This window comes from Microbacterium salsuginis (genome assembly GCF_012524205.1).
GTDB lineage: Bacteria > Actinomycetota > Actinomycetes > Actinomycetales > Microbacteriaceae > Microbacterium > Microbacterium salsuginis.
In genome coordinates this window covers 88671-115117 of record NZ_JABACI010000006.1, presented here as the reverse complement: position 1 = coordinate 115117, position 26447 = coordinate 88671, and the positions used below count along the sequence as shown (strand labels likewise).

General features: G+C 69.4%; 25 protein-coding genes. 2 read left to right on the top strand and 23 right to left on the bottom strand.

The genetic code is table 11. The annotated features are described in order from the left end of the window. Window positions 1-30 precede the first annotated feature (30 nt). The 6 genes from nrdR to HF576_RS19210 form a co-directional block, all read right to left on the bottom strand. A complete protein-coding gene (gene nrdR, locus HF576_RS19235) occupies window positions 31-525 on the bottom strand; it encodes a transcriptional regulator NrdR (protein WP_168914456.1) in 495 nt (164 codons plus the stop codon). A 12-nt stretch (window positions 526-537) separates the two neighbouring features. Continuing rightward, complete coding sequence (hisD, locus tag HF576_RS19230) at window positions 538-1887, bottom strand: histidinol dehydrogenase (RefSeq protein WP_168914455.1); 1350 nt, start codon at window positions 1885-1887, stop codon at window positions 538-540. Window positions 1888-1938: 51 nt separating this feature from the next. Next, window positions 1939-3006, bottom strand: coding sequence for a hypothetical protein (locus HF576_RS20485; RefSeq protein ID WP_240949048.1), 1068 nt, complete (start codon window positions 3004-3006; stop codon window positions 1939-1941). Between the two features lie 120 nt (window positions 3007-3126). Next, complete coding sequence (dnaE, locus tag HF576_RS19220) at window positions 3127-6645, bottom strand: DNA polymerase III subunit alpha (RefSeq protein WP_168914454.1); 3519 nt, start codon at window positions 6643-6645, stop codon at window positions 3127-3129. Between the two features lie 126 nt (window positions 6646-6771). Further along, window positions 6772-7221, bottom strand: coding sequence for a DinB family protein (locus tag HF576_RS19215; RefSeq protein WP_168914453.1), 450 nt, complete (start codon window positions 7219-7221; stop codon window positions 6772-6774). Between the two features lie 18 nt (window positions 7222-7239). Next, window positions 7240-7815 (bottom strand): GNAT family N-acetyltransferase, encoded by a 576-nt coding sequence (locus HF576_RS19210; RefSeq protein ID WP_168914452.1) that lies wholly within the window; start codon window positions 7813-7815, stop codon window positions 7240-7242. A 53-nt stretch (window positions 7816-7868) separates the two neighbouring features. Between HF576_RS19210 and HF576_RS19205 the strand changes: the two genes are divergently transcribed. Then, window positions 7869-8345, top strand: a complete 477-nt coding sequence (locus HF576_RS19205) for an NUDIX hydrolase (protein WP_168914451.1) — start codon at window positions 7869-7871, stop codon at window positions 8343-8345. A gap of 25 nt (window positions 8346-8370) precedes the next feature. Here the strand turns inward: HF576_RS19205 and HF576_RS19200 are convergent, their stop codons facing one another. The 9 genes from HF576_RS19200 to murC form a co-directional block, all read right to left on the bottom strand. After that, window positions 8371-9291, bottom strand: a complete 921-nt coding sequence (locus HF576_RS19200) for an RluA family pseudouridine synthase (protein WP_168914450.1) — start codon at window positions 9289-9291, stop codon at window positions 8371-8373. 1 nt (window position 9292) lies between these two features. Continuing rightward, window positions 9293-9964 carry a signal peptidase II gene (lspA, locus tag HF576_RS19195; RefSeq protein ID WP_168914449.1) on the bottom strand — a complete coding sequence of 224 codons (672 nt, stop codon included), beginning with the start codon at window positions 9962-9964 and terminating at the stop codon, window positions 9293-9295. A gap of 3 nt (window positions 9965-9967) precedes the next feature. Continuing rightward, on the bottom strand, window positions 9968-10561 hold the full coding sequence (locus HF576_RS19190) for a DivIVA domain-containing protein (protein ID WP_168914448.1): 594 nt from the start codon (window positions 10559-10561) through the stop codon (window positions 9968-9970). Window positions 10562-10690: 129 nt separating this feature from the next. Further along, the gene (locus HF576_RS19185) at window positions 10691-10990 is read right to left on the bottom strand and encodes a YggT family protein (RefSeq protein WP_168914447.1); all 300 of its coding nucleotides are present in this window, start codon (window positions 10988-10990) and stop codon (window positions 10691-10693) included. 9 nt (window positions 10991-10999) lie between these two features. After that, a complete protein-coding gene (locus HF576_RS19180) occupies window positions 11000-11464 on the bottom strand; it encodes a cell division protein SepF (protein ID WP_168914599.1) in 465 nt (154 codons plus the stop codon). A gap of 32 nt (window positions 11465-11496) precedes the next feature. Beyond that, the gene (locus HF576_RS19175; RefSeq protein ID WP_168914446.1) at window positions 11497-12183 is read right to left on the bottom strand and encodes a YggS family pyridoxal phosphate-dependent enzyme; all 687 of its coding nucleotides are present in this window, start codon (window positions 12181-12183) and stop codon (window positions 11497-11499) included. 13 nt (window positions 12184-12196) lie between these two features. Beyond that, on the bottom strand, window positions 12197-13351 hold the full coding sequence (gene ftsZ / locus HF576_RS19170; protein ID WP_168914445.1) for a cell division protein FtsZ: 1155 nt from the start codon (window positions 13349-13351) through the stop codon (window positions 12197-12199). Window positions 13352-13526: 175 nt separating this feature from the next. Then, the gene (locus HF576_RS19165; RefSeq protein ID WP_168914444.1) at window positions 13527-14588 is read right to left on the bottom strand and encodes an FtsQ-type POTRA domain-containing protein; all 1062 of its coding nucleotides are present in this window, start codon (window positions 14586-14588) and stop codon (window positions 13527-13529) included. Between the two features lie 6 nt (window positions 14589-14594). Next, window positions 14595-16019, bottom strand: coding sequence for a UDP-N-acetylmuramate--L-alanine ligase (murC, locus tag HF576_RS19160; RefSeq protein ID WP_168914443.1), 1425 nt, complete (start codon window positions 16017-16019; stop codon window positions 14595-14597). Window positions 16020-16217: 198 nt separating this feature from the next. On the opposite strand from murC, the gene HF576_RS19155 reads away from it, so the two are divergent. Further along, window positions 16218-16589 carry a GntR family transcriptional regulator gene (locus HF576_RS19155; RefSeq protein ID WP_168914442.1) on the top strand — a complete coding sequence of 124 codons (372 nt, stop codon included), beginning with the start codon at window positions 16218-16220 and terminating at the stop codon, window positions 16587-16589. Between the two features lie 2 nt (window positions 16590-16591). On the opposite strand, the gene HF576_RS19150 is transcribed toward HF576_RS19155, so the two are convergent. The 8 genes from HF576_RS19150 to rsmH form a co-directional block, all read right to left on the bottom strand. Then, on the bottom strand, window positions 16592-17677 hold the full coding sequence (locus tag HF576_RS19150) for a UDP-N-acetylglucosamine--N-acetylmuramyl-(pentapeptide) pyrophosphoryl-undecaprenol N-acetylglucosamine transferase (protein ID WP_168914441.1): 1086 nt from the start codon (window positions 17675-17677) through the stop codon (window positions 16592-16594). Window positions 17678-17763: 86 nt separating this feature from the next. Then, window positions 17764-19029: a putative lipid II flippase FtsW gene (ftsW, locus tag HF576_RS19145; RefSeq protein ID WP_168914440.1), complete on the bottom strand. Its 1266-nt coding sequence runs from the start codon at window positions 19027-19029 to the stop codon at window positions 17764-17766. Next, complete coding sequence (murD, locus tag HF576_RS19140) at window positions 18986-20533, bottom strand: UDP-N-acetylmuramoyl-L-alanine--D-glutamate ligase (RefSeq protein WP_168914439.1); 1548 nt, start codon at window positions 20531-20533, stop codon at window positions 18986-18988. Before murD ends, ftsW begins: the two co-directional genes overlap by 44 nt. Further along, the gene (mraY, locus tag HF576_RS19135; RefSeq protein WP_168914438.1) at window positions 20530-21642 is read right to left on the bottom strand and encodes a phospho-N-acetylmuramoyl-pentapeptide-transferase; all 1113 of its coding nucleotides are present in this window, start codon (window positions 21640-21642) and stop codon (window positions 20530-20532) included. Before mraY ends, murD begins: the two co-directional genes overlap by 4 nt. Next, window positions 21639-23069, bottom strand: coding sequence for a UDP-N-acetylmuramoyl-tripeptide--D-alanyl-D-alanine ligase (locus HF576_RS19130; protein ID WP_168914437.1), 1431 nt, complete (start codon window positions 23067-23069; stop codon window positions 21639-21641). The genes mraY and HF576_RS19130 overlap by 4 nt, the downstream gene beginning before the upstream one ends. A gap of 22 nt (window positions 23070-23091) precedes the next feature. After that, on the bottom strand, window positions 23092-24876 hold the full coding sequence (locus HF576_RS19125) for a peptidoglycan D,D-transpeptidase FtsI family protein (protein WP_168914436.1): 1785 nt from the start codon (window positions 24874-24876) through the stop codon (window positions 23092-23094). Between the two features lie 4 nt (window positions 24877-24880). Next, window positions 24881-25492 carry a cell division protein FtsL gene (gene ftsL / locus HF576_RS19120; protein WP_168914435.1) on the bottom strand — a complete coding sequence of 204 codons (612 nt, stop codon included), beginning with the start codon at window positions 25490-25492 and terminating at the stop codon, window positions 24881-24883. Then, window positions 25489-26442, bottom strand: coding sequence for a 16S rRNA (cytosine(1402)-N(4))-methyltransferase RsmH (gene rsmH, locus HF576_RS19115; protein WP_168914434.1), 954 nt, complete (start codon window positions 26440-26442; stop codon window positions 25489-25491). The genes ftsL and rsmH overlap by 4 nt, the downstream gene beginning before the upstream one ends. Window positions 26443-26447: the final 5 nt, after the last annotated feature.

Genomic DNA, 26447 nt, shown 5'->3' with positions numbered 1-26447 from the left:
AGAGGCGCTGCGGTTGTGTGCGGGTGTCGGTCAGCCCGCGGCCGCCGCGTCGTCTCCCGTATCGCCGCGTCGCGACCGGTCGTGGTCGACACGCAGCTGCTCGATCGCGGACTCGAAGTCTTCGAGAGAGTCGAACGCCTGGTAGACGCTGGCGAACCGCAGGTACGCCACCTCGTCGAGGTCGCGCAGCGGGCCCAGGATCGCCAGACCGATCTCGTTCGCGTCCAGCTGGGACGCTCCCGTCTGCCGGATGCTCTCCTCGACCGTCTGCGCGAGCACAGCGAGATCTGCCTCGGTGACCGGACGGCCCTGACAGGCCTTGCGCACACCCGACATGACCTTCTCGCGGCTGAACGGCTCGATCACACCGGAGCGCTTGATGACGTTGAGGCTCGCCGTCTCCACCGTCGTGAAGCGACCGCCGCACTGCGGGCACTGCCTTCGACGACGAATGCTGAGGCCGTCGTCACTCGTGCGGGAATCGATCACGCGGGAATCGGCGTGGCGGCAGAACGGACAGTGCATGGCAGAGACAGCCTACGCCGTGGCGCCGGCCTGGCTCCCGGTCTGGTCTGCGGCGGTGCCACCTGCATCGAACCGCGCCGTGATGGCCTCGCCGTGAGCAGGCAGCGCCTCGGCTTCGGCGAGGGTCACGATCGCGTCGCGCACGACGGCGAGTGCGGCGCGGTCGTACTCGATGACCTGCTGCGGCCGCAGGAACGTCGCCGCCGACAGCCCGGCCGAATACCGCGCCTGGCCGCCGGTGGGCAGGACGTGATTGCTGCCGGCGAGGTAGTCGCCGAGGCTCACGGGCGTCGCGTCGCCCACGAAGACCGCACCGGCGTGCACGAACTCGTCCGGGCGCGGGTTATCGAGGTGCAGCTCGAGGTGCTCGGGAGCGTACGCGTTGCTGAAGGCCGTGGCCGCGGCGACGTCGTCGACGAGCACGATCGCGGATTGCGGACCCGTGAGCGCCGCTGACACGCGCGCGGCATGACGGGTCGCGGCCGCCCGGGGTGCGATCTCGGCGAGCACGTCCGACGCGAGCCGCTCCGACGTGGTGACCAGCACCGCAGAGGCCTGCTCGTCGTGCTCGGCCTGACTGATCAGATCCGCGGCGACGAGGCGGGCGTCGGCACTGTCGTCGGCGACGATGAGGATCTCGGTGGCGCCGGCTTCGGCATCCGTCCCCACCAGCCCGGCCACCGCTCGCTTCGCGGCGGCGACGAAGTTGTTGCCGGGACCGGTCACGACGTCGACGGGATCCAGGTCGAGGTCCGCGACGCCGTAGGCGAGGGCACCGATGGCGCCCGCTCCGCCCATCGCATACACCTCAGTGACCCCGAGGAGGCGAGCGGCGCCGAGGATGACCGGGTGCACGCGTCCACCGAAGTCGCGCTGCGGCGGTGAAGCGAGGGCGATCTCCGAGACGCCCGCGACCTGCGCGGGGACCACGTTCATCACGACGCTCGAGGGGTAGACGGCTTTGCCGCCGGGCACGTAGAGCCCCACACGACGCACCGGCTGCCAACGCTGGCCCACGCGGGCACCGGGGCCGAGCTCGGTCACGGCGGGAGCGGGCACCTGCGCCGCGGAGGCCTCGCGCACCCGCCCGATCGCCTGTTCGAGCGCCGACCTCACGGCCGGATCCAGCGAATCGAGGGCCTCGTCGAGGTGGGCAGCGGGGACACGGATGTCGTGACCCGTGACGCCGTCGAAGCGCTCGGCCTGCTCGCGCAACGCCTCGGACCCGCGTGCGGCGACGTCATCGACGATGCGCGCCGCGGTGGCGAGGGCCTCTTCGCGCGCGGCGGTGGCGCGCGGCACGGTCGCGAGCAGTTCGGCGTGCGTCAGCTCGCGCCCACGCAGATCGATCGTCCGGAGCATCCGTCTACGGTATCGCGGCCGGCGACGCCATCGGATCGGGAAGACAGCCGTTCAGCCGCGGGTGACCCCGGAGACGTCGTGAAGATAGCCGATCCGGCCGTCCTCGTGACGAACGACGAAGACGTCGCCGCGATCCTCGATGACGAGTGCCCACGCGGTCGGACTGATACGGAACACCGGGATGCCGATCTCGTCGACGACGTCGCGCTCCTCCGGAACGAGCGCCCAGAACGCCTGGTGGCGCGGCTGCGCGGCCGGGGCCGCGGAGTCCTCCGCCGCTGACGACGCCGGCGCCTGCGCCGACTCCCAGGCCTCGGTCTCGATGGCGGTGGTCTCGGCGGTCGCCGGCGTCTCGGCTTCGGGCGTCAGCGGGGTCGCCTCGGTGTAGGCCGCTTCGGTGGCGCCGCGGTCTTCGCGCAGCGGCTCGCTCGCCGCGGGAGCTGCCACGCCGGTGTCACCGGCGGCTTCGTACGGAGCCGGAGCGGCCGGTGCCGCAGGGGGCGCGTAGTCGGGGTAGGCGCCGTATGCCGCACCCTCGGACGCGGCCTCCGCCCGGGGCTGTGCGACCGGGCGAGGCGTCACCGGGCGGACGGGGCGCGCGCTGCGGTGAGCGACGACCTCCGGACGCCCGCTGAAGTCCTGGGCGAACGGTGCGATGAAGGGTGCGAACACGGTCAGCAGCACGCCGGCGAGCATGAGGAAGAACTCCACCCACACGACCCACGTCGCGGCGAAGAAGCGCTGGTTGGCGAGCGTGATGAACGAGTTCCAGATCATCGTGAGCCACAGCACTGTCGACACCGAGAAGGCGACGGACGCGAACTGGTCGATGCCCAGCGAGCCCACCCGCCGAATGCCCTGCGGTGAGAGGCGCCGAAGCACGATGAGGAAGACGGCTGCGGTCGGAACGCCGATCGTGAGCACCCAGTCGATCCCGTTGCTCCACACCGAGGGGCCGCGGCCGATCTCGCCGTAGATCGGGAAGAACGAGACGACGAAGGCCACGAGCCACGTGCCCATCAGGGCGACCTCGCGGATCGAGAACGGTCCCAGTCCGTACTGCGGCGCCTCCTCGGCATCCGCGGTTTCGATGTTCGGTTCCCTCTGGTCCTCAGTCACGATCGTCCCTTCCGGCGGGCTTCCGAGGCCCGCGTCGTCCTGATCCTACCCACGCCGCATGAGACGGCGATGAGACGGCACATGCGTTCCGGCGCATCCGATTCAGCTCGAACCCGCGACTCAACCGAGACACTGCGGCCCGAGCAGGCCTTTCAGCTCGCCGTACAGATCGGGCGTGATGCGCACGGGATGCGGCACTTCGAACACCTTGGCGACGGACCCGCTGTGGAGCTTCATCGTCACCTCGGTCTGACCCTTGTGCCGCTCCAGCATCTGCAGCAACTCGCCGATCACGGCCTCGTTGGCACGACGCTCCGGCATCACGAGCACCAGGCTGCCCGACTCATCCATCGTGCCGAGATCCGGGCTGAAGGCCGACTGCGCGTGGAGATTCATGCCGTCGTCGCGACGCGACACGCGCCCCCGCACCACCAGGATCGAGTCGGCGACGAGCATGGGGGCGAACTCGGTGTAGGTCTTGCCCATGAACATGACCGTGATCTCGCCGTCGAAGTCCTCGACCGTGATCATGCCGTAGGGGTTGCCGCTCTGCTTCGCGACGCGATGCTGGACGCTGGTGACGAGGCCTGCGATCGTGACCTGGTCGCCGTCGCCGACGTCGTCCGACGCGAGCAGATCATGGATGCTCGTCGAGGCATGCTTGGCCAGCGGGATCTCGAGTCCCGCGAGCGGGTGGTCCGAGACGTACAGCCCCAGCATCTCGCGCTCGAACGCGAGCTTGTCCTTCTTGTTCCACTCGGGCCGCTCGGGGACCTTGGCCGCCTGCTGCGGCTCGTCGTCGCCCCACAGCGAATCGAAGTCGAAGCCGACCTCGCCGTTGGCCTCGCGCCGCTTGTCGAGGACGGCCGCCTCGGTGGCGTCCTCGTGGATCTCCATCAGCGCGCGCCGTGTCGACCCGAGTGAGTCGAAGGCGCCGGCCTTGATCAGCGACTCGACGGTGCGCTTGTTGGCCACGTGGACGGGCACCTTCGCGAGGAAGTCGTGGAAGCTGGTGAACCCGTCGTCGGAGCGCGCGGCCACGATCCCTTCGACGACGTTCGTGCCGACGTTGCGCACCGCCCCCAGGCCGAAGCGGATGTCTTCGCCGACGGCGGCGAAGTAGCGGATCGACTGACCCACGTCGGGCGGAAGCACCTTGATGCCCATGCGGCGGCACTCGTTGAGGTAGACCGCCATCTTGTCTTTGGAGTCGCCCACGCTCGTGAGCAGCGCGGCCATGTACTCGGCCGGGTAGTGGGCCTTCAGGTAGGCCGTCCAGTAGGAGACGAGCCCGTACGCCGCCGAGTGGGCCTTGTTGAAGGCGTAGTCCGAGAAGGGCAGCAGGATGTCCCACAGCGCGGTGATCGCACCTTCGCCGAAGCCGCGGTCGATCATCCCCTGGTGGAAGCCCTCGTACTGCTTGTCGAGCTCGGACTTCTTCTTCTTGCCCATCGCGCGCCGGAGGATGTCTGCTTGGCCGAGACTGAACCCGGCGACTCGCTGCGCGATCGCCATGACCTGCTCCTGATAGATGATCAGGCCGTAGCTGGTGTCGAGGATGTCCTTCAGCGGCTCCTCGAGCTCGGGGTGGATGGGGGTGATCTCCTGCTGGCCGTTCTTGCGCAGCGCGTAGTTGATGTGCGAGTTCGCACCCATCGGGCCGGGGCGATACAGCGCGATGACGGCCGAGATGTCTTCGAAGTTGTCGGGCTTCATCAGGCGCAGCAGGGAGCGCATCGGCCCGCCGTCGAGCTGGAACACGCCGAGCGTGTCGCCGCGCGTCAGCAGGTCGTACGAGGCCTGATCGTCGAGGGCGAGGTCCTCGAGCACGAGCGGGTGTCCGCGGTTGGCCTCGATGTTGTCGAGGGCGTCGTTGATGATCGTGAGGTTGCGAAGCCCCAGGAAGTCCATCTTGATGAGGCCGAGGGACTCGCACGCCGGATAGTCGAACTGCGTGACGATCTGCCCGTCCTGCTCGCGCTTCATGATCGGGATGATGTCGATCAGCGGTTCGCTGGACATGATCACGCCGGCGGCGTGGACGCCCCACTGCCGCTTGAGGTTCTCGAGGCCGACCGCGGTGTCGAAGACGGTCTTGGCCTCGGCATCCGTCTCGATCAGCGTGCGGAACTCGGATGCCTCTTTGTATCGCGGATGCTGGGGGTCGAACATGCCCTCGAGCGGCATGTCCTTTCCCATCACGGCCGGCGGCATCGCCTTGGTGAGCCGCTCCCCCATGCTGAACGGGAAGCCGAGAACGCGGCCGGCGTCCTTGAGGGCCTGCTTGGCCTTGATCGTGCCGTACGTCACGATCTGCGCGACGCGCTCGTCGCCGTACTTCTCGGTGACGTATTGGATCACCTCGCCACGGCGGCGGTCGTCGAAGTCGACGTCGAAGTCGGGCATCGAGACGCGGTCGGGGTTGAGGAATCGCTCGAAGATGAGACCGTGCTGCAGCGGATCGAGGTCGGTGATCTTCATCGCGTACGCCGCCATCGAGCCGGCGCCCGAGCCACGGCCCGGTCCGACGCGGATGCCGTTGCGCTTGGCCCAGTTGATGAAGTCGGCGACCACGAGGAAGTATCCGGGGAACCCCATCTGCGTGATGACGCCGGTCTCGTACTCCGCCTGCTTGCGCACCTCGTCGGGGATGCCGTTCGGGTAGCGCTCGTTGAGGCCGTTCTCGACCTCCTTGATGAACCAGGACTCCTCGGTCTCGCCCTCGGGAACCGGGAAGCGCGGCATGTAGTTGGCGCTCGTGTCGAACTCGACCTCGCAGCGCTCCGCGATCAGCAGAGTGCTGTCGCACGCCTCGGGGTGGTCGCGGAAGACCTGCCGCATCTCGGCGGGCGACTTCACGTAGTACCCATCGCCGTCGAACTTGAAGCGCTTGGGATCATCCAGCGTCGATCCCGACTGCACGCAGAGCAGCGCCGCATGGCTGTTCGCGTCGTGCTGGTGGGTGTAGTGCAGGTCGTTCGTGCCGACCAGCGGGATGTCGAGGTCCTTCGCGATCCGCAGCAGGTCGCTCATGACCCGGCGCTCGATCGAGAGGCCGTGGTCCATGATCTCGGCGAAGTAGCTCTCTTTGCCGAAGATGTCCTGGAACTCCGCCGCCGCCGCGCGCGCCGCATCGTACTGACCGAGCCGCAGTCGCGTCTGCACCTCGCCCGAGGGGCATCCGGTCGTCGCGATCAGACCTCTGCTGTACTTCTGCAGCAGCTCGCGGTCCATGCGCGGCTTGAAGTAGTACCCCTCGATGCTCGCCTTCGACGACAGCCGGAAGAGGTTGTGCATGCCCTCCGTCGTCTCGGACAGCAGCGTCATGTGGGTGTACGCGCCCGAGCCCGACACGTCGTCGTCGGACTGCTCGGGGGTGCCCCAGCGAACGCGGGCCTTGTCGGAACGATGCGTTCCCGGGGTGACGTAGGCCTCGATGCCGATGATCGGCTTGATGCCGGCATCCTTCGCGGTCCTGTAGAACTCGTAGGCCGCGAAGGTGTTGCCGTGGTCGGTGACCGCGATCGCCGGCATGCCCAGACGCACCGCCTCTTGCACCATCGGGCCGATGCGGGCTGCCCCGTCGAGCATCGAGTACTCGCTGTGCACGTGCAGGTGAACGAAGGAGTCGGATGCCACGGATCGAGTCTAGGTAAGCCCCGGGACATCGCAGCCGGGCTGCGCGGGTGTCGCCCCGACCGCCCGCGAAGCTCGCCTCACCCTCGACTCGAGGGTGAGGGTTCGGTCCTCTCGCTTCACGCGGATTCAGAATTCTTCGTCGAGCGCATACTGCCGCTGCCACGACTGCGGGCGCTCGATGCCGAGGCCGTACAGGTACCGGATGAGCTGGCCGTGGTGCTGCGTCTCGTGCTCGAGGAGCGCGATGACGTACCGCAGGGAATCCTCGTCATCCGCCGGGACGCCGGCCACCCAGTCGTCGACATCGGCCGCGGTCTGCACGAGCGCGGCACGCAGGGCTGCAGCATCCGTCGTCTGCTCCTTCGTGACCGGACTCGTGAACCCCTGCCAGCCGCCGGCGCGTGCGGCACGGGGAAAGCTCTCGCGTGCACCCAGCACGCACCACAGCTGGTGCCCGACGGTGTCGGAGGGCAGATCGGCGAGATGCGACCCCAGGTGCTCGGACGTCACCGTGTCGACGAGGTCGAGGTAGAGCGTGTTGGCGAGCTCGAGGCGGCGGCGCAGCAGCTGGTTCACGGTCTCAGGGTAGGGCGCTCACCGCAGCTCGCGCCGCATGAGCACGCGCGGGAAGCCCGACAGCACCGATGTGGTGTCGGCGGCCTTCTCGAAACCCGCCTTCTCGAACAGTCGGCGCGTTCCGACATAGGCCATGGTGAGGTCGACCTTCGCATCGCCGTTGTCGACCGGGTAGCCCTCGATCGCGGGAGCGCCGTTGTCGCGCGCGAACGCGACCGCACCGTCGATGAGCGAGTGCATGACGCCCTTCTTGCGATGTCCCGGCCGCACCCGGAAGCACCACAGCGACCACACGTCGGCATCGTCGATGTGTGGGATCTTGCGGAACGTCGCGAAGTGCGTTCGCGCGCGCGGCGCGACGGCCGCCCACCCGACGACGTCGTCACCGTCGTAGGCGAGCACGCCGATCGGGTGCTCCTCCTCCGCCATGAGCCGGCGCACCCGCTCGGCGCGCTCGGGCCCTCGCAGCGCATTCGCCTCTTTCGACGGGATCCGATAGCTCAGGCAGAAGCAGACGCTCGACTCGGGATTCTTGGGGCCGATCACGGTGGCGACATCGTCGAACACGGTCGCCGGCCTCATTTCGATCGCCATGCGCTCAGTGTGCCCGCGGCATCCGACATCGTCCAGCGTCGTAGGGTGAGGGCATGCCGACCCCGGATTTCGTGCTCGAGCTTCGCCGAGAGATCGGCACCGCGCCGCTCCCGCTGGTCGGAGTCACGGCCATCGTCTTGCGCGAGAATCGCGTGCTCCTCGGGCGACGCAGCGACAACGGCGCGCTCACTCCCGTCACGGGCATCGTCGACCCGGGAGAGGAACCGGCCGACGCCGCGGCGCGCGAGACGCTCGAAGAGGCCGGGATCGTGTGCCGTGTGGAGCGTCTGGCATGGGTGCACCAGCTGCCACGGGTCGTCTATCCGCACGGCGACCAGGTCGACTACCTCGACCTGGTGTTCCGCTGCGCATGGGTGTCGGGCGAGCCGCATCCCGCGGACGGTGAGATGACCGAGGTGGGGTGGTACGACGTCGACACTCTGCCGCATCTCGAACTGCCCGACATGCGCCGCCGGATCGAGTTCTCGCTCGCCCCGGAGGGAGTCGCGCGGTTCGAGGGCGGCCGCTGAGGGCACGGCGACGACCGCGGTCGGGTCACTCGCCTCGCAGCACCTCGAGGGCGTGCGCCAGGTCGGCCGGGTACGGCGAGACGAACGTCACCCACTCCCCGGTCGCCGGGTGCGAGAACGACAGTTCGTGCGCGTGCAGCCACTGACGCGTGAGCCCGAGCTTGGCCGAGAGGGTCGGATCGGCCCCGTAGAGCGGATCGCCGACGCACGGATGCCGGTGCGCGGCCATATGCACCCGGATCTGGTGCGTCCGGCCCGTCTCCAGATGGATCTCGAGCAGCGACGCCCCGGGAAACGCCTCGAGCGTCTCGTAGTGCGTGATCGAGTCCTTGCCGTCGGGGACGACCGCGAACTTCCATGAGTGGTTCGGATGGCGTCCGATGGGGGCGTCGATCGTGCCGGCCAGCGGATCCGGATGCCCCTGCACGACCGTGTGGTAGACCTTGTCGACTTCGCGCTCCTTGAAGGCGCGCTTGAGTGCGGTGTACGCGCGCTCGGACTTGGCGACCACCATGAGCCCGCTGGTGCCGACGTCGAGGCGGTGCACCACGCCCTGTCGCTCGGCAGCGCCCGTCGTGGCGATGCGGTATCCGCCGGCGGCGAGGGCTCCCAGCACGGTGGGGCCCTCCCAGCCGAGCGACGGGTGCGACGCGACCCCCGAGGGCTTGTCGACCACGACGATGTCGTCGTCGTCGTACACGATGCCCAGATCCGGCACCGCGACCGGCACGACCCGCGGCTCCTCCTTGGGTGCCCATGAGACGTCGAGCCACGCGCCGCCGCGCAGCTTGTCGGACTTGGACAGCGTGCGCCCGTCCATCACGACACCGCCCGCCTCGGCGACGTCGGCCGCGAAGGTGCGTGAGAACCCCAGCATCTTCGCCAGCGCGGCGTCGACCCGCGCGCCGTCGAGGCCGTCGGGGACGGGCAGGCTGCGCGACTCCATATCAGGCCTTCGGTGCGTCGGTCGTTCCGCCGTCCGCATCCGAAGGCGGCGCGGCGGGCTCCGCGGCGACGGGACCGGATGCCTCCGCCCTGGTCTCGACATCGGCCGCGGCATCCGTCGGTCCGCCGTCTTCGCCGGTGCGGCGTTCCCGCGTGCCGTCGAGGTGGAGGCCGACGAGCACCAGGAGCGCCACCCCGATCATCATGGAGACGATGAAGATGTCGGCGATGTTGTAGATCGCCGGCGACATGCCCGGGAAGAACCACATCCACGGCGTGTTGATGAAGTCGATGACATGGCCGACGGCGAAGCCGGGCTCGCGCAGCAGGCGATCGGTGAGATTGCCCAGCACGCCGCCCAGCAGCAGGCCGAGCGCCACGGCCCAGAGGCGGGACTTCACACGGGTGGCGGCGAGCCACACGATCACCCCGGCGACGACGGCCAGCGCGATCGTGAAGATCCACGTGACACCCTCGCCGAGCGAGAAGGCGGCGCCGGGATTGCGGGTGAGGTAGAAGCTCAAGAACTCGCCCAGGACCGGGACCGGTTCCTGATAGGGCAGGTTCTCGAGCGCGAGGCGCTTCGCGAACTGGTCGGCGGCCAGCACCAGCACCGCGAGGATCGCGATGATGGTGCCGGCCGCCGCCTGACGAAGGGGAGGTCGGCCTGTCAAGGCCTAGAGGCCGATGGCCGACACCGGCTGCTGGCCGGACGTCGTTGCGGTCGTCTCGAGGTCGCGCAGCTTGCCCTCGATGTAGCTGCGCAGCTGGGCGCGGTAGTCACGCTCGAAGTTGCGCAGCTCCGAGATGCGGCCCTCGAGCGACGTGCGCTCGCGCTCGAGCTTCGAAAGCTCCTCGCGGCCACGGGTCTCGGCCTCCGACACGATCGAGGCGGCCTGAGCCTTGGCATCGGCGATCAGCTGGTCGCGCTGGGCGATGCCCTCGGCCACGTGCTCGTCGTGCAGGCGCTGCGCCAGCTCGATGATGCCCGCGCTCGCGGCGGGAGCGGTGGCACCGGTCGTGGCAGCCGGCGCCGGCGCCGGGGCCTCGGCGATGACCGGAGCCGGAGCCGGCTCGGCGGCCCGCGCGGGAGTCGCACCCGACTCGTACGCCGCCAGCTTCGCCTTCAGCTCCTCGTTCTCGGCGATCGTCTTGCGCCACTCGACGACGATCTCGTCGAGGAAGTCGTCGACCTCGTCCGGGTCGAAACCCTCCTTGAAGCGCACGTGCTGAAACTGCTTGGTGACGACGTCATCGGGGGTCAATGCCATGGTGATTCCTCTTTCGAGCGTCTGGTCGCTGGCCGATGTCGGGGCCGCCGGCTGGCGGCCGGCGGTATCAGGCAAGCATAGTCGTGGCTTCGGAGAGTGTCGAAGGACCGGGACTCGAGGGCGGGCCGATCAGGCCGCGATGGCCCGCGTGACGCTGAGCAGGATGAAGCACAGCAGCATCGTCAGCGCGAAACCGAAGTCGATCGCGATGGCGCCGACCCGCAGCGGCGGGATGAATCGCCGGAAGAGCTTGATCGGCGGGTCGGTGAGCGTGTAGATGATCTCGGCAGCGACGAGGCCCGCGCCACGGGGGCGCCACTCGCGATTGAAGAACGGGATCCAGTCGAGGATCAGCCGCGCGAGCAGTACGAAGACGTACAGGAGCAGCGCGAGGTTGAGAATCGATGCGATGAGTTGGACGACAGCCACGTAGCCAGGTTACGGCTGCGCGAAGGGCACGGATTCCGGATCGGCGTGCGCGACGCCTCCGTCACCCGAGACTGCGACGTTCTCGGGCGAGAGCAGGAACACCTTGCTGGTCACGCGCTCGATGCGGCCGTAGAGCCCGAGCGACAGCCCGCTCGCGAAGTCGATCAGTCGGCGCGCGTCGGCGTCGCTCATCTGCGAGAGGTTGATGATGACGGGGATGCCCTCGCGGAAGTTCTCGGCGATCACCTGCGCGTCGCGATACTGCTTCGGGTGCACCGTGAGGATCTCGCTCACCGCCTGGGGTGCGGGCTGGCGCACCACGGTGGGCCGGTGGATGGGCGTCACGGGAGCGGCGGGCTTGTCGACGACCTGCTCCGACTTGCGGCCGCGCGGCTGCGGAGCCGGCTCCTCGTAGACCTCTTCCTCGTCGGCGAGGCCCAGGTACACCATGGTCTTCTTGAGCGGGTTCGACATCGCATCCTCCGTAGTGCTCATCTGTTCCGAGGTTAACCGCGATCCGGCCGCGGGCCCGTGATTGCCGACCCGATCCGCAGGTGTGTCGCGCCTGCCGCGATCGCCTCGGCGAAGTCGGCGGTCATTCCCGCCGAGATCCAGCCGGCGTCCGGAACGACCCGGCGCACCGTTTCGGCACAGTCCCGCAGCCGCTCGAACGCCGGTGCAGGCGGCTCGTCCAGCGGCGCGACCGCCATGACTCCGCGCACGCGCAACGACGGCAGCGTGGCCACGTGCGCGGCGAGCGGCTCGAGGTCACCCGGCGCCACGCCGCCCCGCCCCGCGTCCTCGGTGAGATTCACCTGCAGCAGCACATCCAGCACCGGCTCGCCCGGCTCGGCGGCGGCGTGCAGCGCGTCGGCGAGGCGCGACCGGTCGACGGAATGGACGACGGATGCTGCGGCACGGATGGCACGGGCCTTGTTGGTCTGCGCCTGCCCGATGAAGTGCCAGCGCAGGCCGTCCAGCGCAGCGGCCTCGGCCGCCTTGCGACTGAACTCCTGCTGGCGGTTCTCCCCCACATCGCGCACGCCGAGCCGGTACAGCTGCTCGACGAGCGCGACGGGGTGGAACTTCGTCACCACGATGCGCGTCAGCTCGGACGGATCGCGACCCGCCGCGCGTGCGGCATCCGCGATCCGTTCGTCGACCTCGGCGAGGCGAGCGGCGAGATCGGCCATGTGGCTGACGTGCTTACTTCAGGAAGTCGGGGATGTCGAGGTCGTCGTCACCGAACGCCGAGTCGTAGGACGTCTCGGACATCGCACCCACCGACACCGGCACGGCGGGAGCGACCGGCTCGACCTCGCGGTCCTTCGCGGCGTCGTCGGCGGTCGTCGACGGCAGCGCGGGCGCGGTCTGCACGCGCGAGGCCGTGATCGGCTCGATGCGCTGCTGGGGCTCTCCGCCGTCGAAGCCGGCCGCGATCACCGTCACGCGCACCTCGTCGCCGAGGGTGTCGTCGATGACCGTTCCGAAGATGATGTTCGCCTCGGGGTGCGCCGCTTCCTTGACCAGCTGCGCGGCATCGTTGATCTCGAAGATGCCGAGGTTCGACCCGCCCTGGATCGACAGCAGCACGCCGTGCGCGCCCTCGATGGATGCCTCGAGCAGGGGCGATTCCACCGCGAGCTCTGCGGCTTTGATCGCGCGATCCGCGCCGCGCGCGGATCCGATGCCCATGAGCGCGGAGCCCGCGCCCTGCATGACCGATTTGACGTCGGCGAAGTCGAGGTTGATCAGACCCGGCGTCGTGATGAGGTCCGTGATGCCCTGCACACCGGCGAGGAGCACCTGGTCGGCCGTGGCGAACGCCTCGATCATCGAGATGCCGCGGTCGCTGATCTCGAGCAGGCGGTCGTTCGGGACGACGATGAGGGTGTCGACTTCTTCCTTCAGCCGACCCACACCGGTCTCGGCCTGCTGCTGCCGGCGACGGCCCTCGAACGAGAAGGGCTTGGTCACGACACCGATCGTGAGTGCTCCGATCGACTTCGCGATCTTCGCGACGACGGGCGCGCCGCCCGTGCCGGTTCCACCGCCCTCGCCCGCGGTGACGAAGACCATGTCGGCGCCTCGCAGCGCCTCCTCGATCTCTTCCGCGTGGTCTTCGGCCGCGCGACGGCCGACTTCGGGATCGGCTCCTGCGCCGAGTCCGCGTGTCAGCTCACGGCCGACGTCGAGCTTGACGTCGGCGTCGCTCATCAGCAGCGCCTGGGCGTCGGTGTTGATCGCGATGAACTCGACACCGCGCAGGCCGAGCTCGATCATGCGGTTGACGGCGTTCACGCCGCCCCCGCCGACACCGACCACCTTGATGACGGCGAGGTAGTTCTGGTTCTGGCTCATGCCGGCCTCCGTAGCCCTGGACCTGTCTAACCTTCAACCTCTAGTAGAGGTAGAAAGAATTGCCCGGTATGCAATTCCTGTTGTGACGAAAGTAAGCGGATGCCGCCCATGCGGCCGGACCCGGACGGCGTGTCGCGCCAACCCGGCGTCAACAGTGCCTCGCCGGGCCTCCAGGTCACCGGATGACGATGGCGTCAGGAGATGAGATGTCGTAGCTGATGACCGCCGCCGGCGGGTGCGAGATCATCGCCCGAGCCAGCACGAGTGCCTTCTTCGCCGATTCCTCAGCGCTCCCCCACACCACCTGTGCGTTGGACTCGCCGAGCGAGAGCGTGACATCGTCGGGCGTCGTCGCCGATACGGCGGTCACCTGCACGCGCAGCTCCTCGGGCAGCGACCTCATCACCTGGCCCGCGGCCGCGAACGCGTCGGAGTCCACGCCGCCGGTGATCGAGAGCACCGGAGTGCCCGGGCTCGGCTGGGCGGACGTCGACAGCGCGACACCCGCCGCGTCGACGAGGGTGTAGCCGGCACGCGTCTCGATCAGCCCGATCGGCGTGCGCTCGACGATCCGCACCACGAGATCGTGCGGAGGACGGGCTTCGAGCGTGTACGACTCCACGAGCGGGAACGCGACGAGCTCTGCCTTGACGGCGCTCTCGTCGACGAGGGGCAGCGGTGTGCCGACCTGACCCGCGAGCGCTTCGGAGATCTCGGCGGCGTCGAGCTGCTCCGCGCCGACCACGACCACGCGCTCGACCGCGAACAGCGGGCTGTAGGCCGCGCCGATGGTGGCCAGGGCGAGGATGACGACGGATGCCGCGGCGCCGAGCCAGAGCGCGCGGCGACGACGCTGGCGCACCGTGAAGCGGCGGACCTCTGCGCGCAGCGCCTTCCGTCGTGCGCGCGAAGCCCGCCACACATCACGGAAGCCGACGTCGCCCGCTGCGTCGGCGGTGCCGTCCAGGGGCGCAGGCTCCGAGCCGGGCAGCGGCACCGGGCCCCCGAGCGGGATGACGGGCGCGGCCGCCTCGCCGTCGGCGCCGGCGCCGCTGGAGGGAGCCGAGCCCGCGCGGCCCGTGGAATCCGGGCCCGGGGCGGAGGCGTACGTCGGCGCGGCAGCATCCGTCATCGTCTCGTCGCGCGGAACCCGGGCGTCCCGACGGCCGCGAGTCGGGGCATCCGCCTGCTCCGTCTCACGCGCGGGCGGCTGCGGCAGCGGTGACGGACGGCGCATGCGGCGCTACTCCCCCGTGCCCGGGTGCGTGGGCGGCGATGTGCGGCCGAGGGCCTCCAGTACCTGCGGGATGATCAGGTTGACGTTGCCGCAGCCGAGCGTGATGACGTAGTCCCCGTCGCGGGCGACGGTAGCGGTGTAGTCGGCGGCCTGCTGCCAGTCCGGGACGAAATGGACGTGCGACGGATCCGCGAAGGCACCGCTCACGAGCTCGCCGGTGACTCCGGGCACCGGATCCTCACGCGCCCCGTACACGTCGAGCATGACGGTGTGATCCGCATACTGCTCCAGGACCTGCGCGAACTCGCGGTACATCTCCTGAGTGCGCGAGTAGGTGTGCGGCTGCTGGATGGCGATGATGCGTCCGTCGCCGACCACCGTGCGTGCCGCCACCAGAGCAGCGGCCACCTCGGTGGGGTGATGCGCGTAGTCGTCGTAGACGGCGACGCCGCGCTGGACCCCGTGCAGCTCGAAGCGGCGGACCGTGCCCGCGAAGCCCTCGACGGCACGCACGGCAGGTTCGAGCGCGTGCCCGAGCGTCAGGAGGACGGCGACGGCACCGGCGGCGTTGATCGCGTTATGCGCCCCCGGAACCGGAAGCCGAGCCTCGACGGTGGCGCCGTCATAGCTGAGGCGGAACGAGACCGGACCGTCGGTGACGATGTCGGTCACGCGCACGGTCGCGTCGTCCGACTCGCCGAAGGTGATGACGCGGGGGTGGGTCAGCTGGGCGGTGACGATCTTCGCGCCCGGGTCGTCGGACGAGATCACCACGGCCTCGCGCGCCTCATTCGCGAACCGGGCGAACGCCGCGTAGAAGGCGTCGGCGGAGCCCCAGTGGTCGAGATGGTCGGGGTCGACGTTCGTGACGAGAGCGATCGACGTGTCATAGAGCAGAAAGGTGCCGTCGGACTCGTCGGCCTCGATGACGAACAGGTCGTCCGATCCGCTCGCGCTCGAGACGCCGAGCTGCGAGATGACACCACCGTTGACGAAGGTCGGGTTCACGCCCACGTCCCTCAGCGCCGTGACGATCATGCCGGTGGACGTGGTCTTGCCGTGCGCGCCGGCGACCGAGACGAGCCGCCGCCCGCCGATGAGCCAATACAGCGCCTGCGACCGGTGGATGACATGGAGCCCGCGCTCCTTCGCGAGCAGGAACTCCGGATTCTCGGGCCAGATGGCGCCGGTGTGCACCACGGTGTCGACGTCGTCGGCGAGATTCGCGGCGTCGTGACCGACGTACACGGTGGCGCCGAGCGCCTCGAGATCGCGGAGGCCGGGGCTGTCGGCCCGGTCGGAGCCAGAGACGCGGATGCCGCGCTCGAGGAACATGCGAGCCAGGCCGGACATGCCGGAGCCGCCGATTCCGATGAAGTGGGCGGCCTCGATGTTCTCGGGGATGGGAAGACTCAGGTCGGGTCTGATCATGACCGTCCAATCCTAAGTTGGCCTCGCCCCGCCCCGGCCCCGGCGCGCTGGCCACCCCCGCTCCCGCGCCCCACCCCTCGGGTTCGTTCGTCACCTGTGTACGCCGAAACCCGCGATTCGCGTACATAGGTGACGAACGAACCTCGTGGCGAGGGCGCTTTGTGTTGACACATTGACGACGCGTCGAGAGGATGAGGTGTGATCGTCATCGACCCGGGCTCGCACATTCCGCCGTTCGAGCAGCTGCGGGCGCAGGTGGTGGACGAGGTCGCGTCGGGCGCGCTGGCCGCGGGCGAGCGACTGCCCACGGTGCGGCGGCTGGCCGAAGACCTGGGCGTCGCGCCGGGCACGGTCGCCCGCGCCTACCGCGAGCTGGAGGCATCCGGCATCATCGAGACCCGCGGACGCAACGGCACGTTCGTGTCGTTCCACGGCGATCCTGCCCACCAGCAGGCTCAGCGCGCAGCGGCCGCGTTCGCCGAGCAGGTGCGCGCGCTGCGGCTCGACGCCGACGAGGCTCTCGCCCTCGTGGCGGCAGCGCTGCGCGCCGGCGGCACCGCGCCGGCCTGACGCTACGGGGCCAGCGCCTCGTCGATCATCGCGACGACATTCTCGGTGCCGTTGCGGGTGCCGACGGATGCCGCCGCCGCCGTCATCGCGGCACGACGGGCCTCGTCGGCCAGCAGGGGCACGACCTCGGACCGCACGCGATCACCTGTGAACTCGGCATCCGGAATCAGCACCGCTGCACCGGCACGCACGGCGGACGCGGCGTTGAGGGCCTGCTCGCCGTTGCCGACGGCGTACGGGACGTAGATCGCGGGGATCCCCAAGGCGCTGATCTCGCTGACCGTCGCCGAACCCGCGCGCGAGACGATGAAGTCGGCGAGGGCGAATGCGAGGTCCATCCGGTCCACGTACCGGACCACCGCGTATCCCTCGACGCCGGGATCGGCGAGATCGGATCGCTCCCCGGTGGCGTGGAGCACCTGCCAGCCGGCATCCAGCACATCGCGCCACGCGCCGCCGTGTCCCTCGCCGAAGGCCTCGTTCAGCCGCTGGGCGCCCAGCGATCCACCGAAGACCAGCAGCACGGGTCGCGAGGCGTCGAGGCCGAAGTAGGCGGCCGCCTCGCCGCGCAGGGCGCCGCGGTCGAGGTCGACGATCTCACGCCGCAGCGGCATGCCCACCACCCGCGACCCCTTGAGCGGCGTTCCCTCGAAGGCGACCCCGGAGCCGGTCGCCCAGCGCGCACCGAGCACGTTCGCAAGTCCCGGACGCGCGTTCGCCTCGTGGACGACGAACGGCACGCGGGCCCGGCGAGCCGCGACGTACGCGGGGGCGGAGGCATAGCCGCCGAAGCCGACGACGACATCGACATGACGCGACGTGATGTGCTCGCGCACCTGCGCGATCGCGCGCCGGAACCGGTTCGGGAACGCCACGGCCGCGCGATTCGGTCGTCGCGGGAACGGCAGCTTGTCGACGAAGAGCAGTTCATAGCCCCGTTCGGGTACCAGTCGCGACTCGAGTCCTTCCCGGGTGCCGAGCACCAGCACGTCGGCATCGGGTTCCCGCGCACGCAGTGCGTCGGCGACGGCCAGAAGCGGGTTGACGTGCCCGGCGGTGCCGCCGCCGGCCAGAAGGTAGGTCGTCATCCGGACGATTCTCCCACGGGCACGTCTCCGCACCGTGCCGGAGGGGACGGATGCCGCGCCCGGCCGCGCCCGGCCGCGCCCGGGACTCAGCCGCGGGTGCCGGCCGAGCGGGTGCGGCGTGCGCGCGCCTGCGCGATCGCGGCGTCGCGCCGCGCGACCGACGCGGGAAGTGTGCGAGCGAACGAGAGCAGCACACCGCACGCGAGCAGGACCGACAGCAGCGACGTGCCGCCCTGCGACATGAACGGCAGAGGTACACCGAGCACCGGGAAGACGCGCAGCACGACGCCGATGTTGATCAGGGCCTGGCCCACGATCCACACCGTGATGCCGCCGGCCGCGATGCGCACGAACGGGTCGTCGGTCTTGCGGATCACGTGGAACGCTCCGACGGCGAACAGCGCGAACAGGGCGAGCACCACGGCACAGCCGATCAGTCCGAGCTCCTCGCCCACGATCGCGAAGATGTAGTCGTTCGCGGCGGCGGGGAGCCAGTCGTACTTCTCGCGCGAGTTGCCCAGGCCCAGGCCGAAGATGCCGCCGCTCGCGAGCCCCCAGATGCCGTGCAGCGGCTGGTAGCAGTCGTTGAAGTAATCGTCGAGGCAATTGGGGTTCAGGAAGCTCATGAACCGGCGCATGCGGTCGGGGCTCGCGACCGCCAGGTATGCCACGGCGGCGGCGGCAGCGAGCGCCGGGAGGATGAAGATCCGCAGTCGCACGCCCGAGAAGAACAGGGCACCGAGCACGATCAGCGCGAGGATCATGGCCGTGCCCAGGTCATCACCGGCGAGGACCGTTGCGATCGCGAGGATCGAGACGGGCACGAGGGGAATGAACACGTGCTGCCATTTGCGCAGCAGCGTCTGCTTGCGGAACAGCACGTACGCCACCCACAGGGCGAGCGCGATCTTCAGGAACTCCGAGGGCTGGGCTTGAAAGCCTGCAATCGTGATCCAGTTGCGGTTTCCGTCGTTCGAGTGGCCGAGCGGGGTGAACACGAGCATCTGGAACGCCACCGCGCCGATGAGCGCCGGCCACGCCATCTTCTTCCAGAACGACAGCGGAAAGCGGCTGGCGATCAGCATGAGCGGAATGCCGATGATCGCGAAGAGGCCTTGCTTGAGCACGATCTCCCACGGCGCCTCGCCGCGGGCGGTGGCCGTCGCGGATGTCGCCGACAGCACCATGACGAGCCCGAAGACCGTCAGCAGCAGGGTGGTCGATGCGATCAGCAGGAACTCGCTGGGCACTGGGGCGAAGACCCGCCCCAGCGAGACGCGGGCCGCGAGGCCCCGCTTGGCGGACGGCTCAGCCGCGGTCGCCGGGGCCGGTCGGGTCTGCGTCGTGGTCATCCTCAGCCCCCGTCCCGATCCGATCCCTCACCGCTTCCGCGAACTTCGTGCCGCGGTCCGCGTACGACGTGAACTGATCGAAGGATGCCGCGGCGGGAGCGAGCAGAACCACGTCCCCGTCACGCGCCACCCCCGCCGCCAGTTCGACGACCCGCGTCATGACCCCTTCAGTCTCATCGGCCTCGACCTCGAACACCGGCACCGCGGGCGCGTGTCGTGAGAACGCGGCCAGCACCGCGCCGCGCTCCGCGCCGATGACGACCGCGGCCTTCACCGACGATCCGCGTTCGGCGACGAGGCCCGAGATGTCGACGCCCTTGAGGAGTCCGCCGACGACCCACACGGCGCCGGGGTAGGCGGCGAGCGACGACGCCGCGGCGTGCGGGTTGGTCGCCTTCGAGTCGTCCACCCACGTGATGCCCGCATGCCGTGCGATGACCTCGATGCGATGCGGGTCGAGACGGAAGCCGCGCAGCGCCTCGCGGATGGCTGACGGCGCGACGTCGAGCGACCGCGCAAGAGCGGCGGCGGCGAGGATGTTGGCGGCGATATGCGGCGCGCCCAGCCCCCGCTCGGCCAGATCGGCGACCGTCGTCAGCTCGAGAGCGCTCGTGCGGCGGTCCTCGAGGAACGCGCGGTCCACGAGGATGCCGTCGACCACGCCGAGATCGCTCGGACCGGGCACGCCGCGGTCGAAGCCGATCGCGCGTGCGCCCTCAACGACGTCGGCGTCTTCGACCATGCGCCGGGTGGCGGCATCCGCTTTGTTGTAGACGCACGCCACACGCGTGTTGTCGTACACGTGCGCCTTGGCGTCGCGATAGTCCTCGAACGAGCCGTGCCACTCGAGGTGGTCATCGGCGAGGTTCAGGCAGACGGCGGCGTGCGGCGAGACCGGATCGGGGGTGTCCTGCAGCCCCAGGTACCACAGCTGGTGGCTCGACAGCTCGACCACGAGGGCGTCGAAGCCCGCGGGATCCCGCACGGCGTCGAGCACCGGTGTTCCGATGTTGCCGACCGGCGCGGCACGCAGACCGCCCGCGACGAGCATCGTCGCGGTCAGCCGCGTGGTCGTGGTCTTGCCGTTGGTCCCGGTGATCAGGATCCAGTCGGCGGGGGTCCCGTCGGCGCGCAGCACTTTGTCGCGGACGCGCCATGCCAGCTCGATGTCTCCCCACAGCGCGATGGCCGACTCACGGGCCCACGCGACGACGGGATGCCGCGGCGCGAACCCGGGCGAGGCCACGACGACCTCGGGGGCGAACTCGGCGAGTTCCGCAGGAACCGCGTCGAGAGGGCCGGTCCACAGCTTGGCGCCGATGACGGGAAGCAGCCGCGCATACTCCTCGTCGGCCTGCTCGGTGAAGACGAAGACATCCGCGCCGAGTTCGGCGAGCGTGTCTGCGACCGAGAACCCGGTGACCGACAGCCCCAGCACCGCGACGCGCAGGCCCTTCCAGTCGGCGTTCCAGCTCGTGAGCCCGGCGAGTCGGTCTGAGGTCATGTCTGCGAAAGCCATTCGACGTAGAAGAATCCGATGCCCGACACGGCGAGCAGGCCCGCGATGATCCACATGCGCACGACGATGGTGATCTCGGACCAGCCGCGCATCTCGAGGTGATGGTGGAGCGGGCTCATGAGGAACAGCCGCTTGCCGCGCGTGATCTTGAAGTACAGCCGCTGCAGGATCACCGACCCCGACGCGATGACGTAGACGCCCGCCACGAGGATCAGCAGCAGCTCGGTGCGCGTCAGGATCGCCATCGCGGCGATCACGCCGCCGATCGCCATCGAGCCGACATCACCCATGAATACCTTGGCCTTGGGCGCGTTCCACCACAGGAACCCGATGAGCGCGCCCACGAACGACGCCGAGACGATCGCCAGGTCGAACGGGTCGCGTGTGGGATAGCAGGCGGCCTGGGCGGCGGCCGACAGCGCCTCACCACCCCAGCAGGCCTGGTTGAACTGCCAGAACGCGATGAGGCTGTACGCGCCGGTGACGAAGATCCCCGAGCCCGCGGCGAGTCCGTCGAGCCCGTCGCCCAGGTTGACCGAGTTCGACGTGGCGACGCCGATGATCGAGACCCAGATCAGGTAGAGGATCCAGCCGGCGATCAGCCCGAGCGCCATGAACGACAGCGCCGGCACGTCGCGGAACACCGAGATGAAGGGAGACGCCGGCGTCTGCCCCCACTGGTTCGGGAAGTTGAGCGAGACGACGCCGAACGGCACCAGCACGAGGATCTGCCCGACGATCTTGCGCCAGCCGCTGAGGCCCAGGCTGCGCTGACTGCGCACCTTCATGTAGTCGTCGATGAAGCCGACCGCGCCGAGTCCCACCATCATCCACAGCACCAGCCAGCCCGAGATGGTGGGCGGGTTGTTGCCGGTGTACGCCCCGACGAGATACCCGACGATCGTGCCGGCAATGAAGATCGTCCCGCCCATCGTGGGGGTGCCCCGCTTGGCCTGGTGGCTGGGGTTGTGGACGTTCTCGGGGGTGCGGATGACCTGGCCCCAACCCCACTTGCGGAACAGCCGCAGGAACACCGGAGTGAGGAAGAGCGTGAAGGCCAGCGAGATCGCCGCCGCAGTCAGGAGTGATCTCACGAGAACGATTCTCCCAGACGATCGCCGAGGAACCGCAGCCCCGCGGAGTTGGATGATTTGACCAGCACGCGGTCGCCGTCGCGCAGTTCGCCGCGCAGGTAGTGGAACGCCTCGTCGGCCGTCTCGAAGAACACCGCCTCGTTGTCCCACGAACCCTGAGCCACCGCCTCGAGGTACATGCGGCGGGCGTCCGAGCCGATCACGACGATGCGCTGGATGCCGAGGCGCACGGCCAGCAGGCCCACGCGGTCGTGCTCCTCCTCCGCGTACTCCCCCAGCTCGCTCATGGCGCCGAGCACCGCGACGGTTCGCTCGCCGGGGCCCGTGATCTGCGCGAGTGTGCGAAGCGCCGCCGACATGGAATCGGGGCTGGCGTTGTAGGCGTCGTTGATGATCCGCACGCGGTCCGAGCCGAGCGGCTGCATGCGCCAGCGTTCGGCGATCTCGACGGTCTCCAGGCGCGCGACGGCATCGGCGGGACTCACGCCGAGCGCGGTCGCCGAGGCGATCGCGGCCAGGGCGTTCATGACATGGTGCTCGCCGAGCACACGCAGGCGCACCGGGAGCGACTCGCCGTCGGCGGTGACGACGAACGACGTTCCGGATGCCGTCACCACGACGTCGTCGGCTCGCACGTCGGTCGCCGCCGGTCCGCGCCCGAACCAGCGCACTCCGGCGCTCTGCTCTGCGGCGATCGGCGCCATCGCGGCCACGCGGGCGTCGTCGGCGTTGAGGATGGCCAGACCGCCGGAGCGGATCGCGCGCACGAGCTCCGACTTGGCGTGGAAGGTCGCCTCGATGCCGCCGAATCCCCCCGCGTGCGCCATCCCCACCATCAGCACGACGCCGACATCGGGCTCGACGAGTCCCGCGAGCCGGGCGATCTCGCCAGGCGCGCTGGCTCCGAACTCGCTCACCAGGAACCGGGTGCGTTCGGTGACGCGCAGCATCGTGAGCGGCGCGCCCACCTCGTTGTTGAACGACGCCTTCGGGGCGATCGTCTCGCCCTCGCCCTCGAGGATGCGCGCGAGCAGGTTCTTGGTGGTGGTCTTGCCGTTGGAGCCGGTGATGCCGACGACCTCGAGGGTGTCGCCGCGCTGGGCCGCAGCATCCCTCGCCCGCTTCACGACCTCGCGCGCGAGATCCGCGAGTGCGGCGACCGCGTCCGGCACGACGATCTGGGTGACGTCCGCCTCGACAGGCCGTTCGACGATCGCCAGAGCGGCGCCGGCCGAGGCGGCGGCCTCGACGAACAGGTGACCGTCCGTGACGTCACCAGGCTTGGCGACGAAGACGTCGCCGGGGCCGATGTGACGCGAGTCGGTGTCGACGAGGCCCGAGACGACGGTCTCGGGAGTGTCGCCCGCGGTCAGGCGGGTCTCGCCGGCGATGGCGTGGGCGAGTTGGGCGATGGTGAGCGCGATCATGGGTCTCCGGCCGGTGAGGAGGCTACCCGAACTTGGGCAGCAGCTCCGGCGCCGTCGTCGAGGGCATGACACGGTAGGTCTTGAGCACCTGGGTCATGGCCTTCTGGAACGCGGTCGCGTTGGCCGCAGACGATGTTACCTTCGTCGGCTCGTCGAGCGTCACGACGACGACGTACTCAGGGTCGTCGGCGGGCGCGAAGCCCACCATGGTCGTGTAGTAGACGCCCTGCTTGTAGCCGCCGTTGACGAGGTCCGCCTTCTCACCGGTACCCGTCTTGCCTCCCACCCGGTAGCCGGGGATCTGGACCGACTGGGCGTACGGCGCCTGCAGGAAGACGTTCTCGAGCATGGCGCGCATCTGCGCCGACGTGCCCTCGCTGATCACCTGCTCCGGGTCGCCGAGCTCCGGTTCGACGACCGTGCCGTCCGGCAGGGTGCACGACTCGATGATCGACAGCGGCATCTTGACGCCTCCGTTGACGATCGCCCCGTACGCGCGGGCGAGCTCGGGCATCGTTGTCGTGACCGCCTGGCCGAAGGAGGTGTTGTACGTGCCCTGCGGACCCCACTGCTCGACCGGGTTCAGCAGACCGGTCTGCTCCGCCGGATAGCCGGAGCCGGTCCCCTGCCCGATGCCGAAGCGCTGAAAGTAGTCGTAACGCGTCTGCGGGCTCACGGATTCGCTGAACTTCGAGATGCCCACGTTCGACGAGTCGATGAGCGTGCCCGCCAGCGTGTACTCGTACGAAGGGTGCTGGAACGAGTCCACGACGGTGGCGCCGTTGGGGAAGGACTCCCTGCCCGACGCGACGACGGTGGAGCCGGGATTCTGACCGCCGGCGTCGATCACGGTCGCCGCCGTGAGGGCCTTGAAGGTCGAGCCGGGCTCGAACCACTCGAGGAAGATGCTGCTCGTCCGGAAGTCCGCCGGCGTCGCCTCGAACGCGTTCGGATCGACGGTCGGGTATTCGGCGGCGGCGCGGACCTTGCCCGTCTTCACCTCGTACACGAGGATCGCGCCCTGCTGCGCGCCCATGTTCTGCGTCTGCTCGGCGATGAGCTGCTGCAGGTACCACTGCAGGTCGCGGTTGATCGTCAGCTGCAGGGTGCCGCCGTCGGTCGCAGGCGTCTCGCGCTCGGTACCGGGAATCACGACGCCGTCCTTGCCCCGCTGATACACCCGCTGCCCGTCGGTTGCCGCAAGACAGTCGTTCTGCGACTTCTCGAGGCTCTCGAGCGGGCCGTCGGCACCGACGAAGCCCACGAGGTTCCCGGCGACGGCACCGTCGGGGTACGTGCGCGCCGGATGCTGCAGGCAGCCGATGTAGGGCATGCCGAGATCGGCTATTGCGCGGTACTGCTCCGTCGACACGCCCTTCTTCAGGTAGACGAACTGCGATTCGGGACGCTCCGCGAGCTCGGTTTCGACGATCGCACGCACTTCTTCGGGGGTCTGCCCGGTGATCGCCGCGACGTCGACCGAGACCTCTTCCCACAGTGGCTTGTCGGACTTCCCCTCGAGCACCTCCGTGTCGATCTGCCGGATCAGGAGAGGATCCAATTGACAGTCATAACGCAGGATGCTGCCCGCCAGAGTCTGGCCGTTCTGGTCGACGATCTCACCGCGGGTGCCGTGGAGCACCTGCTCGCCGGCGAACGCACGGTCCATCGAGTCGCCGATGTGCTCGCCCGCGTTGACGACCTGGATGTCGACGAGTCGCACGATGAAACCGGCGAGGACGGCGAGCACGACGGCGAGGGCCACCACCGTGCGGCGGCGCGGGCTTCTCGTGCTTCGGGTCGTCATGAACTCAGTGTGTGCTCGGGGTGGGCAGTCCGTCGGTGATCGGCGGCGGAGTGTTCGAGACTCCGCCGTCGGTCGACGTCTCCGCGACCTCCACCGGCACACCATCGATCGTGGCGTCGGGAACGGTGACCAGCGGCGTATCGGTGAGGAGGGCGTTGGGCACCGCTCCGCGCCCGATCGCGTCGATCGACGAAGATCCCATCGCGACCTCGGACACGCCGAGGATGGCACCGTCGCTCAGACGCAGGTACGACGGCGATTCGTCGATCACCATGCCGAGAGCGGCCGCATTGGCGGCGAGGTACTGCGGCGAGCTCAGCCCGGCCACATCGTCGTAGAGGATCTGCTTCTCGTACGTGAGGTCGCGCTGCTGCTGCGCGAGCGCCGACAGCTCGTACGAGCCCTGCGTCGTCATGATCGACAGCACCATCTGCGCGCCGGCGATGACGAACGCGCCGAGCACCGCGACCACGCCGTACAGCAGCTTCGGCCGACGACGGCGCGCCGGAGCCTCGACGACCCGAAGGCGCCGGTCGGGCGACTGCGAACGATCGGGCGCGACGCTGCCGCGTGAGGGCACCGGAGCGGTCGCGAGTGCGTGCGAGTTGATGCTCATGCGTCCTCCCTCACGCGCTCTGCAGCCCGCAGGCGCACCGGTGTGGCCCGCGGGTTCGTGGCACGCTCCTCGTCGGAGGCGAGCTCTGCCCCCTTGACGAGCAGCCGGAATCTCGGAGCGTGCTCCGGCAGCTCCACCGGCAGGCCGGCGGGCGCTGTCGAGGCGGTCGCCTCGGCCAGCGCCCGCTTGACCAGGCGGTCTTCGAGCGACTGGTAGGCGAGCACGACGATGCGCCCGCCGACGGGCAGGATGCCGAGGGCGGACGGGACCGCCCGCTCGAGCACCGACAGCTCGCGGTTGACTTCGATGCGCAAGGCCTGGAACACCCGCTTGGCGGGGTGCCCCGTCCGCTGCGCCGCATACGGCGTCGCGGCCACCAGGATCTCGACGAGGCGGCCCGAGCGCTCGATGGGAGCCTCGGCGCGCGCCGCGATGATGGCGCGCGCATAGCGGCCGGCGAGCTTCTCCTCGCCGTAGCGCTCGAAGATGCGGCGCAGATCGCCCTCGCCGTACGTCGCCAGGACGTCGGCGGCGGTCACGCCCGCGGACTGGTCCATGCGCATGTCGAGCGGCGCGTCCTTCGAATACGCGAACCCGCGATCGGCGACGTCGAGCTGCAGCGACGAGACACCGAGATCGAACAGGATGCCGTCGGCCTTCGCGAAGCCGGCCGAGATGACGGCATCCGCGATCCCGTCGTACACGGTGTGGACCAGCGTCACTCGCTCACCGAACCGTGCGAGGCGCTCGCCGGCGATGCGCAGCGCATCGGTGTCGCGGTCGAGTCCGACCAGCCGCAGCCCCGGAAACCGTTCCAGGAACGCCTCGGAGTGGCCGCCCATGCCGAGCGTCGCGTCGACGATCACCGCACCGTCGCGTTCGAGTGCGGGTGCGAGCAGCTCGATGCAGCGCTCGAGGAGGACCGGAGTGTGGATGTCGCGGAGGTTCATGATGT